The sequence below is a fragment of the Rheinheimera sp. MM224 genome (genome assembly GCF_947090785.1).
Lineage (GTDB): Bacteria > Pseudomonadota > Gammaproteobacteria > Enterobacterales > Alteromonadaceae > Pararheinheimera.
Window position 1 is genome coordinate 1,277,706 of the sequence record NZ_OX352320.1, and the last position, 14,602, is coordinate 1,292,307.

Genomic DNA, 14,602 nt, shown 5'->3' on the forward strand with positions numbered 1-14,602 from the left:
ATGATCCATCCTACCGCTGTGATAGAACCCGGTGCCGTACTTGGTCAAAACGTCAAAGTTGGACCATTTTGTTATATTGCCGCTAACGTGGTGATTGGCGATGACACAGTGCTTGAATCTCATGTGGTGCTGAAAGGCCCAACCGTCATGGGCAAAGGCAATCATTTTTATCAGTTCACCAGCATAGGTGAAGATTGCCAGGACAAAAAATACAACGGCGAGCCAACAGAACTGATTATTGGTGACAACAATGTATTCCGCGAAAACTGTACTGTGCATCGTGGCACGGTGCAGGACAAAGGTGTCACCCGTATTGGCTCGAATAACCTTTTTATGAACAATACCCATGTCGCGCACGACTGTGTGATTGGCGATAACGTGATTTTTGCCAGCGGCGCTCAGTCAGCTGGCCATGTGCATGTTGGGGATTGGGCTATTTTAGGTGGCATGACGGGGATTCACCAATTCTGCCATATAGGCGCTCATGCCTTTATCGGCGGTGGTTCTATTGTCGTCAAAGACGTACCTCCTTACCTGATGGCGCACGGCTCACATGCTGTACCTGCTGGTTTAAACCTTGAAGGTTTAAAACGCCGCGGCTTTAGCAGCGATGCGATTTTAGAAGTACGTCGGGCTTACAAAGAAGTCTATCGTAAAGGCTTAACAGTGCAGGAAGCTCTGGATGCTCTGGCAGAAAAATCTGCAGAATTCCCGGAAGTCAAAGCCTTCACTGATTTTATCGCCAACTCCAGCCGCGGTATTATCCGCTGATGGCAGAGCTGCACTCCAAAGTGAAAATAGCCTTAGTCGCCGGGGAACACTCCGGCGATATTTTAGGTGCAGATTTAATCCGCGCTTTAAAGCTTTTGTACCCGCAGGCAGAATTTTATGGCATAGGCGGCGAGCGCATGAAAGCCGAAGGCTTTAGCGCTTTGTTTGATATGGAAGAGCTGGCGGTGATGGGCATAGTCGAAGTATTAGGCCGCTTGCCACGTTTGCTGCAGGTTCGAAAAGAGCTACTGGCGAATCTTATTGCCACTCAACCTGATGTCTTTATAGGTATAGACGCACCGGATTTTAATATTCCGGTGGAGCTCAAACTCAAAGCTGCTGGTATTAAAACTGTGCATTATGTCAGCCCTTCCGTCTGGGCCTGGCGGCAAAAACGTATTTTTAAAATCGCCAAAGCGACCAATATGGTGTTGGCGTTATTGCCTTTTGAAAAAGCCTTTTACGATAGATTTGATGTGCCATGCAGTTTTGTTGGCCATACGCTGGCAGACCAAATGCCGCTGCAGCCTGATAAAGCCGCAGCCAGAACTGAACTGGGTTTAAACCCAGAAGCGCCAGTGCTGGCGATCATGCCGGGTAGCAGAACCAATGAAATCAAATTATTAGCTGCAGATTATTTGCTTGCTGCAGCAGAATTACAGCGTCAGCAACCTGATTTGCAGCTGATTTGTAATATGGTGACAGAGCAAAAAGCAGAGTTGTTCCGCCAGATTAAACAGCAAGTTGCACCGGATTTAGTGGTGAAGCTGGAGATAGGCAAAGCCCGCTCTACGTTAACTGCGGCTGATGCTGTGTTTATCGCCTCAGGCACTGCCACTTTAGAAGCCATGCTGGCCAAAACCGCTATGGTAGTGGGTTATAAGATGAATTGGTTGACGCATCAAATTGCCAAACGTTTAGTGAAACTGAAGTTTTTCAGCCTGCCGAATTTATTAGCGGATAAAGCTTTAGTGACAGAGCTGCTGCAAGAGCAGGTCACAGTAGACCACTTAGTCAAAGCTATGGCGCCTTTATTACAAAACCCGACAGCACAGCAAGCTTGTGTCAGCTCTTTTACAGAGTTGCACCAGTTAATTCGTTGCAATGCCAGCGAGCAAGCAGCTGCAGCTATAGCAAAAGTGATGGATGCACCTCTATGAGTTCTCAAGTCCTTAATGCAGAGACGTATCAAAGACCAGCAGTAGCACTGATTTGTGGTGTCGACGAAGTAGGGCGTGGCCCGCTGGTTGGCGCTGTGGTCACAGCCGCTGTGATTCTTGACCCAAATAACCCTATTGTCGGGTTAAACGATTCTAAAAAACTGTCAGAAAAAAAACGCCTGCAGCTTGCTGAAGAAATTAAAGCTAAAGCCTTAAGCTGGAGCTTAGGTCGTGCTGAAGTGCATGAAATTGACAGTTTAAATATCTTACACGCCACTATGCTGGCCATGACCCGTGCTGTGCAGGGGCTGCATATTAAACCGGAATGGGCCTTGATAGACGGCAACCGTGTGCCTAAAGATATAGGTGTTCAGGCCAGTGCTGTGGTCAAAGGTGATGCTTTAGTGCCGGAAATCAGTGCTGCTTCTATTCTTGCTAAAGTGGCGCGGGATGAAGAAATGCAGCAGCTGGATGCCGCTTATCCACAGTATGGTTTTGCCGGTCATAAAGGCTATCCGACCGCACAACACTTAGCCGCTATTAAAACTCATGGTGTGATCCACGAGCACAGACGCAGTTTTAAGCCTGTCAGAGATGTGTTGGAGTCTTTTGCAGGGGCAGTTCATGGCTGATCCGGGTTTTATTCATTTAAGGGTGCACAGCGATTTTTCGATGATCGATGGCATCAAAAAAATAAAGCCTATAGTCAAAGCGGCGAAAGAGCTGAATATGCCTGCGCTTGCTTTAACAGACCAGATGAATATGTGTGGTCTGGTGCGTTTTTACAGTACAGCACATGAAGCCGGTATCAAACCTATAGTAGGTGCAGATTTGTGGGTGCAGCATCCGCTGTTTCCAGGCGATGCTTGTCGTTTATTGATTTTGGCGGCTGACAACGTCGGTTACCAGAACCTGACCATGCTGCTATCCAAGGCTTATTTACGTGGCCATGTGCATCACAAGCCGCAGATTGATCATGACTGGCTGGTGGAATACAAAGAAGGCCTGATTGTATTGTCAGGTGCGAAAGACGGCCCTTTAGGCAAAGCTTTAATTAAGGGCAACGCGCCCAGCGCTTTGGCGTTAGTGCAGTTTTATCGTGAACATTTCCCTGGCCGGTTTTTTATTGAACTGACCCGCACTGGTCGTCCGGACGAAGAAACTTATATTCAGGCTGCAGTAGAGCTGGCAGAACGTGAACAGTTGCCTGTGGTTGCCACCAACGAAGTGGTGATGTTAAGCCCTGACGATTTTCCTGCTCATGAAATCCGGGTTGCCATTCATGATGGTTACACCTTAGAAGATAAAAGACGGCCAAAAAATTATAGCGAGCAGCAGTATCTGCGATCTGCAGAAGAAATGCTGGAGCTGTTCTCCGATATTCCCGAAGCCTTACAAAACTCAGTTGAAATAGCCAAACGCTGTAATGTCACCATAAGGTTAGGTGAATACTTCCTGCCGGCTTTCCCGACTGGTGGTTTGTCCGACGCTGATTTTTTAGTATTAAAATCGCAGGAAGGTCTGGAAAAACGCTTGCTGCAGTTATTCCCTGACCCTGAAGTTCGTAAAGTAAAACGGGTTGAATACGACGAACGTTTAGACATTGAGCTCGGCGTTATCAACCAGATGGGTTTCCCTGGTTACTTCCTGGTCGTGATGGAATTTATCCAGTGGAGTAAAGACAACGATATTCCGGTCGGCCCTGGCCGGGGCTCGGGGGCTGGTTCTTTAGTGGCTTATGCACTGAGTATTACCGACCTTGACCCGTTAGAGTTTGATCTACTGTTCGAACGTTTCTTAAACCCCGAGCGGGTCTCGATGCCCGACTTTGACGTCGACTTCTGTATGGACAGACGCGACGAGGTGATAGAACACGTCTCTGACATGTATGGCCGCGAAGCTGTATCGCAAATTATCACCTTCGGTACTATGGCGGCCAAAGCTGTGATCCGCGACGTAGGCCGGGTGCTGGGCCATCCTTATGGTTTTGTTGACCGTATCTCTAAGCTGATCCCGCCCACTCCTGGTATGACGCTGGAACAGGCTTTTAAAGAAGAACCACGTTTACCTGAATTGTATGCCGCCGATCAGGAAGTAAAAGACTTGATCGACATGGCGCGTCAGCTGGAAGGTGTGACCCGAAACGCCGGTAAACACGCTGGTGGTGTGGTGATAGCGCCGACTAAAATTACCGACTTTGCGCCTGTGTATTGTGATGAAGAGGGTAATAACCCCGTCACTCAGTTTGATAAAAACGATGTGGAATACGCAGGTCTGGTGAAGTTCGACTTCCTCGGTTTGCGCACACTGACTATCTTGCAGTGGGCAGTGAATATGACCAACGAGCGTCTGACCCGTGAAGGTAAGCCGCTGGTGGATATCAATACCATTCCGCTGACCGACCGAAAAAGTTTTGACGTGCTGATGAAGGCGGATACCACAGCGGTATTCCAGCTTGAATCCCGTGGTATGAAAGACTTAATCCGCCGTCTGCAACCCGACTGTTTCGAAGATATGATAGCCCTGGTGGCTTTGTTCCGGCCCGGTCCATTGCAGTCAGGCATGGTAGATAACTTTATTGACCGTAAACGCGGTCGTGAAGAAATCTCTTATCCGGATTCTACCTGGCAACATGACTCGTTAATCCCTATTCTGGAACCGACTTACGGCATTATCCTGTACCAGGAACAGGTGATGCAAATCGCACAGGTCTTGTCTGGTTATTCACTGGGCGGCGCTGACTTATTACGCCGTGCTATGGGTAAAAAGAAACCGGAAGAGATGGCCAAGCAGCGGGATACTTTCCGTGATGGCGCTGTCGAAAACGGGGTTGATGCCGAACTGTCGATGAAAATCTTCGACCTGGTAGAGAAGTTCGCAGGTTACGGTTTTAACAAATCTCACTCTGCCGCTTATGCGTTGGTGTCGTACCAGACGCTGTGGATGAAGGCGCATTACCCGGCTGAGTTTATGGCCGCTGTAATGTCTGCCGATATGGATAACACCGACAAAATCGTCATTCTGGTGGATGAATGTGAGCATATGAAGCTCAAATTGATCCCACCTGATGTGAATTCTGGTGAATATAAATTTACGGTGAACCGCCAAGGCCATATTGTTTATGGCATAGGTGCGATTAAAGGTGTGGGTGAAGGTCCGGTTGACGCTATTTTAGCAGCGCGAGCCAAACACGGAACATTCACAGATTTGTTCGACTTCTGTAATAAAGTTGATTTAAAACAGCTGAACCGCCGTGTTATTGAAAAGCTGATTTTATCCGGTGCTATGGACCAGTTAGGCCCACACCGTGCTGCCATGATGGCGACTTTAGAAGAAGCGATGAAAGGCGCGGAGCAGCAGGCCAAAGCCGAAGCTATGGGCCAGTCTGATTTATTTGGTTTAATGGCACCAGAGCCTGAACATGCAGCCAGTGCTTTTAAACAAGTGCCAATTTGGCCGGACGAAGTCTGGTTGGAAGGCGAACGTGAAACCTTAGGTTTATACCTGACTGGCCACCCTATCAACAGATATCTGGTGGAGTTACCTCATTACAGTTCTGGCCGTTTAGTTGATATGCAGCCGGGTCGTCGTGATCAGGTGGTGCATGCCGCAGGTTTAGTCTTGTCGGTGCGCACTATGATCAATAAAAAGGGCAGACGTTGGGCTATTGTCACTTTAGATGACAAATCTGCGCGCTTAGATGTACGTTTTTTCCCCGAACAGTTCGAAAACTTCGAGCATTTGCTGCAAAAAGACAAAATATTGGTGGTGTCGGGACAGGTCAGCTTTGATGATTTCAGCGGTGGCCTTACAATGTCCGGCCGCGAAGTAGTGGACATCATAGCTGCACGGGAAAAATGCTTAAAATCCTTGACCTTAACTGTACATCAGCAGCAAATGGGACTGGATTATCTGCAAAAACTGCAGCAAGCTATGCACGAATTTAAATTAGGCACAGTGCCTGTGAAGCTGGTGTACCAGCGTGACGAAGGTCAAATCACAGTGGCATTGGGCACCGAATGGTGGGTAACACCTACCGATGCTTTGTTGCATCAACTGCGACAATTAGCAACAATACAACTGGATTTTCATTAATTAGGTAGTGACAGTCGATGATGCTGAATTATTTAGAGTTTGAGCAACCGATTGCGGAACTTGAAGCCAAAATAGAAGAACTTCGCAAAGTAAGCCGCAATGGCGAGTTTGATCTCGGCCTTGAAGAAGAAGTAAACAAGCTGAAGGAAAAAAGCTTAACTCTGACAAAAAAGATCTTTGCAGAATTAGGTGCCTGGCAGGTTGCTCAATTAGCCCGTCATCCGTTGCGTCCTTACACGCTGGATTACATTAAACATATTTTCACTGACTTTGATGAGTTTGCCGGTGATCGTACTTTTGCCAACGATCCTGCCATTGTCTGCGGTACAGCCCGTTTAGGTGACAAAACCGTGATGGTGATTGGTCATCAGAAAGGCCGTGACACCTCAGAGAAAATCAAACGTAACTTTGGTATGCCAAAACCTGAAGGCTACCGTAAAGCTTTACGTATGATGGAAATGGCTGAACGTTTTAATTTGCCCATCATCACTTTTATCGACACGCCTGGTGCATACCCTGGTGTTGGTGCTGAAGAACGTGGTCAAAGTGAAGCTATTGCCCGTAACCTTAAAGTCATGGCTGGCCTGAAAGTGCCGGTGCTCTGTACTGTGATAGGCGAGGGTGGTTCTGGTGGAGCTTTAGCCATAGGCGTCGGCGATCAGGTCAACATGCTGCAATACAGCACCTATTCAGTGATTTCACCTGAAGGTTGTGCTTCTATTCTGTGGAAAAGTGCGGATAAAGCCCCTATCGCTGCCGATGCCATGGGTATCACAGCACCACGTTTAAAAGAGCTGAACCTGATTGACGAAATCGTCAGCGAGCCTTTAGGTGGCGCCCATCGTAATCATGAGCAAATGGCACAAAGCTTAAAGCAGGCCCTGTTACGTGACTTAGCCAAACTGGAAAAGTTAAGTATTGAAGACTTGCTGGACAGACGATATAAACGCTTAATGTCTTTTGGCTATTGCTAATATACCCGTCGTACTTGAAGCTGCAGCTTTGTTGCCTGCGCGCTCTCGCCCCAGTCACATAGACAACTATGCTCCTGGGGTCTCGCTCGCTAGTCGCCTCACTGTAACATCAATTACTTAGGGTATAAAAGCCGCCGCAAGGCGGTTTTTTATTAGGGTCTCGTTTTAATGAGTTCAGAGTACACAGCCTCATTGCGTCAGCATATCCAACAGCTTGGTTTAAACCAGCTGGTGCTGGGGTTATCTGGTGGGCTGGATTCTATGGTGTTGCTGGAGCTTTGCCATCAGCTTACTCAGAGTTGTGCTATCAAGCTTAAAGCTGTGTATATCCATCATGGTTTAAGTGCCAATGCCGATCAGTGGGCTGATTTTTGTCAGCAGCAATGCCTTACGCGCCACATTGCCTTTGAAATGCAAAAAGTACAACTGAACCCTGCTGCTAATATCGAAGCTCAGGCCCGTGCCGCCCGCTATTCAGCTTTAGCTGCTTTTGTTGTCTCTCCTCAAACTGCGTTATTAACAGCTCATCATGCCGATGATCAACTCGAAACTTTGTTGCTGGCGTTAAAGCGTGGCGCAGGTCCAGCAGGTTTATCGGGCATTGCCGCTTTGCAGCCTTTTGCTTCTGGCTGGTTACTTCGGCCTTTGCTGGAATTTAGCCGTGAGCAACTGGAGGTTTTTGCGCAGCAGCAACTGTTAGAGTGGATTGAAGATGAAAGTAATAACGACAGCCGGTTTGACCGTAACTTTCTGCGCCTTCAGGTTATGCCATTATTACAACAGCGCTGGCCAGCGTTCCGGCAAAATGCTTTGCGTTCAGTCTCTCATATCCAGCAGCAACAGCAGTTTGTTGAAAAACAGCTTCAGCAGTTATTACCCACTGTAATGCATGGTGCTGAGTTAGATTTAAAACTGCTAATCACACAAGACTTAGCCACACAAAAGCTGCTGGTGCGCCGCTGGTTGGCCTTAAAAGGGCTTAATCCATCGGCGGACTGGCTGGAGCGATTCTTTTCGGAGCTCATGGGCGCTAAAGCTGATGCTCAGCCTTTGCTGGAACTGGATGCTTATCAAATCCGTCGTTTTGCCAACAAGGCTTATATCACGCAAGTTACAGAGGCTCCGCAGGCTGGGGTTTTTCTCGAATTAAAACCAGGGCAACAGCTAAACACCATAACTGGGCAGTTTCTCCTTAACCGGGAAAATATGGGCACGCCTTTGCTGATAACTAACGACCCTCTATATCTGGTGTTTGGGCTTTTTAGTTTGCCTTTTAAACCTGCAGGTGAGCGGCAGAGCAAAGAGTTGAAACAATGGCTGAAGTTGTGGTCTATTCCGCCCTGGCAACGCTTGCAGTTACCTGTGCTGGTGCAGAATAATCAGGTGGTGGCAGTACTTGGGGTAGCCTCTAACGCATCGCAAGAGCAGGCCACTGCCTTTATCGACTGGCAAAAAAGTTAAAGCGAAGCTAAAGCAAACCGCGGGCAAAAAAAAGGGCTTTTGGATCTTCTGTCCTTTAGCCCCAATGTACGACGACTAAAACTTCCGCCTGTTCAGATCAAGCCTGATTCAACAGCGCTACTTTCACCGCGTTTTTACCCGCCTGTTTAGCTTGTGATAAAGCATCATCAGCACGGCTGAATAACAGCTCAGATTTTTGATTAGGGGCTAGCTGGGCTAAACCAGCGCTTGCTGTTACAGCAAACTGATTACAGACATGGTGTTGATTAATAGCTTTTACCAGACGATGAGCTACCAGCTCAGCCGATAAGGCATCATCTGCTGTCAGTAATATGGCAAATTCATCGCCACCAAAACGGAATAAACAATCGCTGGCTCTTAAGGTTTGACGCATAGCATCTGCTACCGCAATCAACACATCATCACCGGCAGGGTGGCCAAAGTTATCGTTGGTTTGTTTAAAATTATCCAAATCCAGCAGAATTAAAGCACAAGCTTCCTGACGTCTGTTCGCAAGCTGCACTGCACGTTCAAACTGATCGTCAAAATTACGTCTGTTGCCTAAATCTGTCAGGCTGTCTTTTAACGCCAACTGCTGTAATCGAACCACCACCAGGGTATTTCGCAGCGGATACAGCCATTGCCGCTCCAGTTGCCACAACTGATGCTGGATCAGAGGAGTAAAAGCCTGATCGGACTGATAGCTCAACTCGGCCAGACATTGATCGTTCAGCATTAAGACGCTGCGGTGCTCAAAATTGCCTTCTTCTGAGCCCGGCGCCAGGTATTTACCCACCGCAGTTTGTAATTGAATGGATCGCAGAGGCAAAACTTTGCCAGCGGCCATTGAATAGATTTGTAGCTGATTAGCGAGATCTAAGCTGGTTTGCAGTTGCTCTGGCAGAGTCGCTGGATCCGCGGACAAACCAGACCAATGCGGTTGACTGGTGATGCCAGCGTAACTGGTTCCACTCAAAGTCATATCTTGTAAGCCAAATAATTCCACTGCCGACACTCCGGAGCATATCTAAGATAGCTGGAATTTGCAGGTATTGTGCCACTTTAATAAGTGAATGATATTATTGATTTTTTCAATTATGCAGTTTCAGCTGACGATTTTTTGACGGCAAGGGCTGGCTAAAAATTGCCCCCTAAGATCACCCTTAAGATCGCAAAAAATCCAGCAGTTCCGGCATTTGTTGCATTGCATCCTGATAACCAATTTCAATGAGCCTTTTGGTGTAGGATTTTTCAAACAGCAGGTAGCTGGTTAAGCTCGACTCTGAGTGCTGGGTTATACCAGTTAAACGCAGCAAGCTACGAACGGCCATAGGAAGCTGCAAAAAGTGCTGGCTGGCAATTTCATTAAAATTCACACTGGGGTTAATTAAAAAACTTTCCACTTTCTTCAGATCGGTCGGAATATTATGCGCATTTAAGGTATCCACTGTTTTATTGATCCTGTTCATGCGCTCTAAATCGGCATTCAGCGTGTCAGAAAAAATCGTATCCAACAGATGACCAGCGACAGTGGCTAAACCCGGATGATGCGGCATAGCGTTAGTTAAGTCGCGGGCTCGGGGTTGCTCCAGACCTATGATCAGTATTTTTTCTGCACCCAAGTGAATAGGGGAGCTCAGCGGCGACAATTGATTGACAGAACCATCGCCATAATAATGCTGGTTGATTCGCACCGAAGGAAATACAAGTGGAATAGCGGCTGAAGCCAATAAATGATGAATACCCAATAAAGTTTTTTGGCCACAACGTTTAGCTCTGCGCCATTCTTTGGCTTCATTACCCTGAAAAAAGGTGATGGAGTCGCCAGTGTTATAACTTGATGCTGTTACAGAGACACTGGATAAATAGCCGCCCTGAATGTTGCGGTCTATGCGCTGCAAATCAACAATATTGTGCAACAGCAAACGTAGCGGTTTGTTGTCTAGCAAGCTGACTGGCCTTTTATTGGCATAGTCGGTTTGAAAAGCAGTTAAAAAACCACGTAACAAATGCCAGCCCAAACGTAAATAATCTGAGTAGTACACTTGGTGGGTATGAAAATTCCGCCAGACCCATTCAATTTTTTTAACGCCTAAATGAAAACAGGAGGCATAACAGGCGATACCAGTGGCATTGATGGCGCCAGCTGAGGTTCCACAAATAATTTCGAACGGAATTTTACTGTTGCGTGGGTAATGCTGGGCCAGTGCTTTGAGCACGCCAACCTGATAGGCCGCTCTGGCACCACCACCTGTCAGCAGCAAAGCAACTTTTTTATTGGTGTTTTCACCTTTTTCGTTATCAGTCACTGAAACTTCTTAACTCTTTAGAGACTCTCTGTTTATATATTGCTGAAAAGCAAAATAAATGCAACGCTATAGCCAGTTTTTCAACGGCTTAATATCAGTGACCCGAATTAGTGAAAGGAAAAAACAAAAATGACTGAGAAGGCTCCTGGCACAGGCCAGCAACAATATTACATAGGTTTAGCTGTAGTGGCTGTAACCCTGATTGCTATTGCCTGGTTTTTCTTCCGGGCAGAGGATGCAGCGGTCGCAGAGCCTGAAGCTACTCCTGTCCCTACATTACAACAACCAGCTCCTGCTGATGTGTTAACAGCAGAGCAAGAACCTGTCGATAGTTTGACAGTCCAGGCTCAGGATGAAACTCCGCTGCAGGAAACTCCTTTGGACGATGCAGTGGCAGTTGAGCCTACAGTGAAGTTACCCAGTCTGGATAACTCAGATGCTGAAGTGAAAAGTGGTTTATTAGGTTTACGCTGGAAAGCGGGTTTAGCCTCTTTGTTTGTGACAGAAGACATGATCCGTCGTTTTGTGGTGAATGTGGATAACATTGCACAAGGCACATTGCCAAAAAATCAGGCACTGTTTCAGCCAATGACAGTTAAGTTTGCCACTTTACCGGCTGAAGGCGGTGCAGTGCAGCTGGATCCGGCTAATTTTGAACGTTACGAGCCTTACCTGCAATTGCTGGAAAGCGTTTCAGTGACTGAGGTAAAACGTTTATTTGAATACTATTACCCGCTGATGCAACAAGCTTATGCTGAGTTGGGTTACCCTAATGCACAGTTCCGTGTGCGTTTGCAGGAAGCTATAAAAGTACTGTTGGCAACTCCTGAAGTGGCGCCACCTATGGTATTAGCACGTCCTAACGTCTATTACACATATGCTGATCCGGAGATTGAAGCTTTGCCTTTGGCACAACGTCAAATGATCCGTTTAGGGCCTGACAATCAAAAACGCTTAAAACGCGTTTTAGAAGCACACCAGCTGGTGTTGGCTCAGCCTTAATGTCAGCTTTACCTGCTATTCCTGCAAGCTTGCCACGTCGTTACAGTAACCTGGGCCAGAAACTTGGCCTCTGGTTGCTGAAACTGCTGGGTGGCTGGAGTATTCAGGGCGAACTACCTGCACATAAAAAGATGGTAATTGCCGTCGCCCCTCATACCTCAAATCAGGATTTTTTTGTCGGTATAGCCGCAGCTTTAGCCCTTGATCTTAAAATCCGCTTTTTAGGCAAACACAGTATCTTTGTTTGGCCTGTGAAAAGGCTTTTGCTGTCTTTAGGCGGGATCCCCGTTGACCGCAGCCATCCACAGGGCGTGGTAGGGCAAGTGGTGGCAGAGTTTGAAGAGAGTGATTCGTTATTATTAGGTTTATCACCCGAGGGCAGCCGTAAAAAAGTACAGCAGTGGCGGTCAGGTTTTTGGTTTATTGCTAAACAAGCCAATGTACCAGTGTGTTTGGTTGGACTGGATTACAAAAACAAGCAACTGGTGTTTGGTCCATGTTTTATCACTAGTGAAAATTTCGCCGACGATCTGCAACAAATGCGCGCATTTTTTCAGCAAATGACTGCAAAGTATCCAGAAAACGCTTAAGTTCTTGCACAGCTAAAAGCTTTTAAGCATAATGCGAGCACCAGTTTTACTGGTACCTTCAATGGTGGCCTCATCGGTCCTCCCGCAATACTAATCCGTTCACCTGGTCAGATCCGGAAGGAAGCAGCCAAAGCGGATAACGTATGTGCCGGGATGTCGGCTGGTGAGGCCGCCACCCAAATTTTGTTCCTGCGATTGCTACCCACTTTTAATTTAGTTAAATTAATTCAACAAATTGATTTTTAAATAATGGAACGGACTCTGTATGCATAACTTTCTTTCCGGTTTACTACTGGCATCTGGTTTTTTAGCTTTTTCCTCTGTCGCTGCTGAAGATAACAAGGCTGGCGTTTTGCCGCTTGAGACCTTTTATCAGGGCGAACGCATTGAACAACTGAAATTATCACCGGACGGAAAACGTCTGGTTGCTCTGAAGAACATCAAGGAAGACACCTTAATTCAGCTGATTGATTTAATTTCAGGTGAGTCGGTGTATTTAGGCAAAACAGATAATAAAAAATACAGGTTTGCCTGGGTGCGTTGGGCTAACAACACCCATTTGCTGGCCAGCTTCCGCTATGGTGATGTGCGTGGCTTAAATACCAAAACCACCGAAACCCGCTTATTTTCTATTGAAGCCAAAGAGGGTGCTGAGCTGCTCCCTATGGTCAAAGCCGTAAGAAAAGGCGAGCACCAAAGTCAGTTTCAGGATGATGTGATTAAATTACGTTTTCCGGATGATGACCATTTTTTACTCGGATTAGACCGGGAAATGGCTGGGCACGACACTATCTATCAGGTCAACGTGAAAACAGGTAAAGCCAGTGTGGTACAACGGCATAAAACCAATGTTGCTTCATGGGTAGTGGACAGACAAGGACAAGCCAGAGCCAGTGTCGATTATAATGCAAAAACCACAGAATCTTCAGTACGTGTATTACGCCCGGGTCAAACAGAATGGGTTGATGCCTGGCGCTGGCCTGCGTTTTCTGAACAAGCTATTTCGCTGTTAGGTTTCGGTAAAGACCCTAAAGATCTGTATATATCAGCCAACCATGAAGGGCGCTTAGCTGTATTTAAAGTCGATTTAAGTAAAGCTGACTTACCCCGCCAGCTGATCCTGAGCCATCCTGTGTATGACATTGAAGGCTCATTGATTTATTCAGCTGCACGCGATGAACCAGTAGGTATATATTTCAGTGATGAGTCTTCCCGCAGTTTGTTCTGGGACGATGAATTTAAAGCCTTTCAGGCCGGTTTAGACAAAGCCTTGCCTGATACAGTCAACTACATAACCAATTTAAGCTCAGATGATCGCAGTTATCTGTTGTATGCAACCAATGCCACCACCCCTGGGGTTTATCTACTGGGCAACAGGGATGAAAAAACCTTAATCCATTTGGCGGAGACCTTCCCTGGATTAAACGAAGAGAATTTAGTCCATAAAGAAAAAATCAGTTACAAGGCACGGGATGGCCTGAACATTGAAGGTTATTTATCAATACCAAAAGGTAAAACCGGGCCAGGCGCTCTGGTGGTCTTGCCTCATGGTGGACCTTTTTCACAGGACTCTAATAGTTTTGACACCTTCTCAGCTTACCTGGCGAATAAAGGTTATATAGTGTTTCAGCCTAACTTCCGCGGGTCTAGTGGTTACGGTCATCAGTTTTTAACTCAGGCTGTAGGTCAGTATGGTATGGCCATGCAAGACGATATAACAGATGGCACTAAATACCTGATTGAACAAAAGATTGCCGACCCTAAACGTATTTGTATTATGGGTGCCAGTTACGGTGGGTATGCGGCATTATTAGGTGCTGCCCGTACGCCGGACTTATATCAGTGTGCTATCAGCTTTGCCGGGATTTCTGATTTACGTGAACAACGCAATAGTTACCGTAACTACACCAATTACAATCTGGCGAAAAAGCAGATGGGTGAAGACAATGACCAACTTGAACAGAATTCACCGCTCAATATGGTAGAAAACATTAAAGCCCCTGTCTTGTTGTTGCATGGCACTGAGGATCTTAGCGTAAGGGTGAAACAGAGCCGCATGATGGCGGAAGAGTTGGCCGATGAGAACAAGGTGTTTAGCTATATTGAAATTGAAGATGGCACCCATCATCTGGATTACTTGCCACACCGCAAGCAAACCTTTGAAGCTATAGATGCCTTTTTAAACAAATATTTACCGCTCTAACCCTCCACCTGTGACTTACTGCAGTGCGTTACAGAAA

General features: G+C 46.7%; 11 protein-coding genes and 1 other RNA gene. 10 read left to right on the forward strand and 2 right to left on the reverse strand.

Translation table 11 applies throughout. The annotated features are described in order from the left end of the window. The 6 genes from lpxA (at position 1) to tilS (ending at position 8,461) form a co-directional block, all read left to right on the forward strand. Positions 1-771 (forward strand): acyl-ACP--UDP-N-acetylglucosamine O-acyltransferase, encoded by a 771-nt coding sequence (gene lpxA, locus OM978_RS05980; protein WP_264345974.1) that lies wholly within the window; start codon positions 1-3, stop codon positions 769-771. Next, complete coding sequence (gene lpxB, locus OM978_RS05985; RefSeq protein ID WP_264345975.1) at positions 771-1,931, forward strand: lipid-A-disaccharide synthase; 1,161 nt, start codon at positions 771-773, stop codon at positions 1,929-1,931. Before lpxA ends, lpxB begins: the two co-directional genes overlap by 1 nt. Further along, a complete protein-coding gene (rnhB, locus tag OM978_RS05990; RefSeq protein WP_264345976.1) occupies positions 1,928-2,563 on the forward strand; it encodes a ribonuclease HII in 636 nt (211 codons plus the stop codon). The genes lpxB and rnhB overlap by 4 nt, the downstream gene beginning before the upstream one ends. Further along, entirely contained in the window at positions 2,556-6,026 is a 3,471-nt protein-coding gene (gene dnaE, locus OM978_RS05995) for a DNA polymerase III subunit alpha (protein WP_264345977.1), read from the forward strand. The genes rnhB and dnaE overlap by 8 nt, the downstream gene beginning before the upstream one ends. A gap of 17 nt (positions 6,027-6,043) precedes the next feature. Then, positions 6,044-7,000, forward strand: coding sequence for an acetyl-CoA carboxylase carboxyl transferase subunit alpha (gene accA / locus OM978_RS06000; protein WP_053425498.1), 957 nt, complete (start codon positions 6,044-6,046; stop codon positions 6,998-7,000). A gap of 168 nt (positions 7,001-7,168) precedes the next feature. Beyond that, positions 7,169-8,461 (forward strand): tRNA lysidine(34) synthetase TilS, encoded by a 1,293-nt coding sequence (gene tilS, locus OM978_RS06005; protein ID WP_264345978.1) that lies wholly within the window; start codon positions 7,169-7,171, stop codon positions 8,459-8,461. 97 nt (positions 8,462-8,558) lie between these two features. Here the strand turns inward: tilS and OM978_RS06010 are convergent, their stop codons facing one another. Beyond that, a complete protein-coding gene (locus tag OM978_RS06010) occupies positions 8,559-9,467 on the reverse strand; it encodes a GGDEF domain-containing protein (RefSeq protein WP_264345979.1) in 909 nt (302 codons plus the stop codon). Positions 9,468-9,624: 157 nt separating this feature from the next. After that, entirely contained in the window at positions 9,625-10,770 is a 1,146-nt protein-coding gene (locus OM978_RS06015; RefSeq protein WP_264345980.1) for a patatin-like phospholipase family protein, read from the reverse strand. A gap of 129 nt (positions 10,771-10,899) precedes the next feature. Here OM978_RS06015 and OM978_RS06020 point away from each other — a divergent pair, with 129 nt between their 5' ends. From OM978_RS06020 to OM978_RS06035, 4 genes are all read left to right on the forward strand, one after another. Further along, positions 10,900-11,772, forward strand: a complete 873-nt coding sequence (locus OM978_RS06020; protein ID WP_264345981.1) for a DUF3014 domain-containing protein — start codon at positions 10,900-10,902, stop codon at positions 11,770-11,772. Beyond that, the gene (locus tag OM978_RS06025) at positions 11,772-12,362 is read left to right on the forward strand and encodes a 1-acyl-sn-glycerol-3-phosphate acyltransferase (protein ID WP_264345982.1); all 591 of its coding nucleotides are present in this window, start codon (positions 11,772-11,774) and stop codon (positions 12,360-12,362) included. Before OM978_RS06020 ends, OM978_RS06025 begins: the two co-directional genes overlap by 1 nt. 71 nt (positions 12,363-12,433) lie before the next feature. After that, an RNA gene (gene ffs / locus OM978_RS06030) (signal recognition particle sRNA small type) lies at positions 12,434-12,531 on the forward strand. 96 nt (positions 12,532-12,627) lie between these two features. Continuing rightward, on the forward strand, positions 12,628-14,565 hold the full coding sequence (locus OM978_RS06035; RefSeq protein WP_264345983.1) for an alpha/beta hydrolase family protein: 1,938 nt from the start codon (positions 12,628-12,630) through the stop codon (positions 14,563-14,565). Positions 14,566-14,602: the final 37 nt, after the last annotated feature.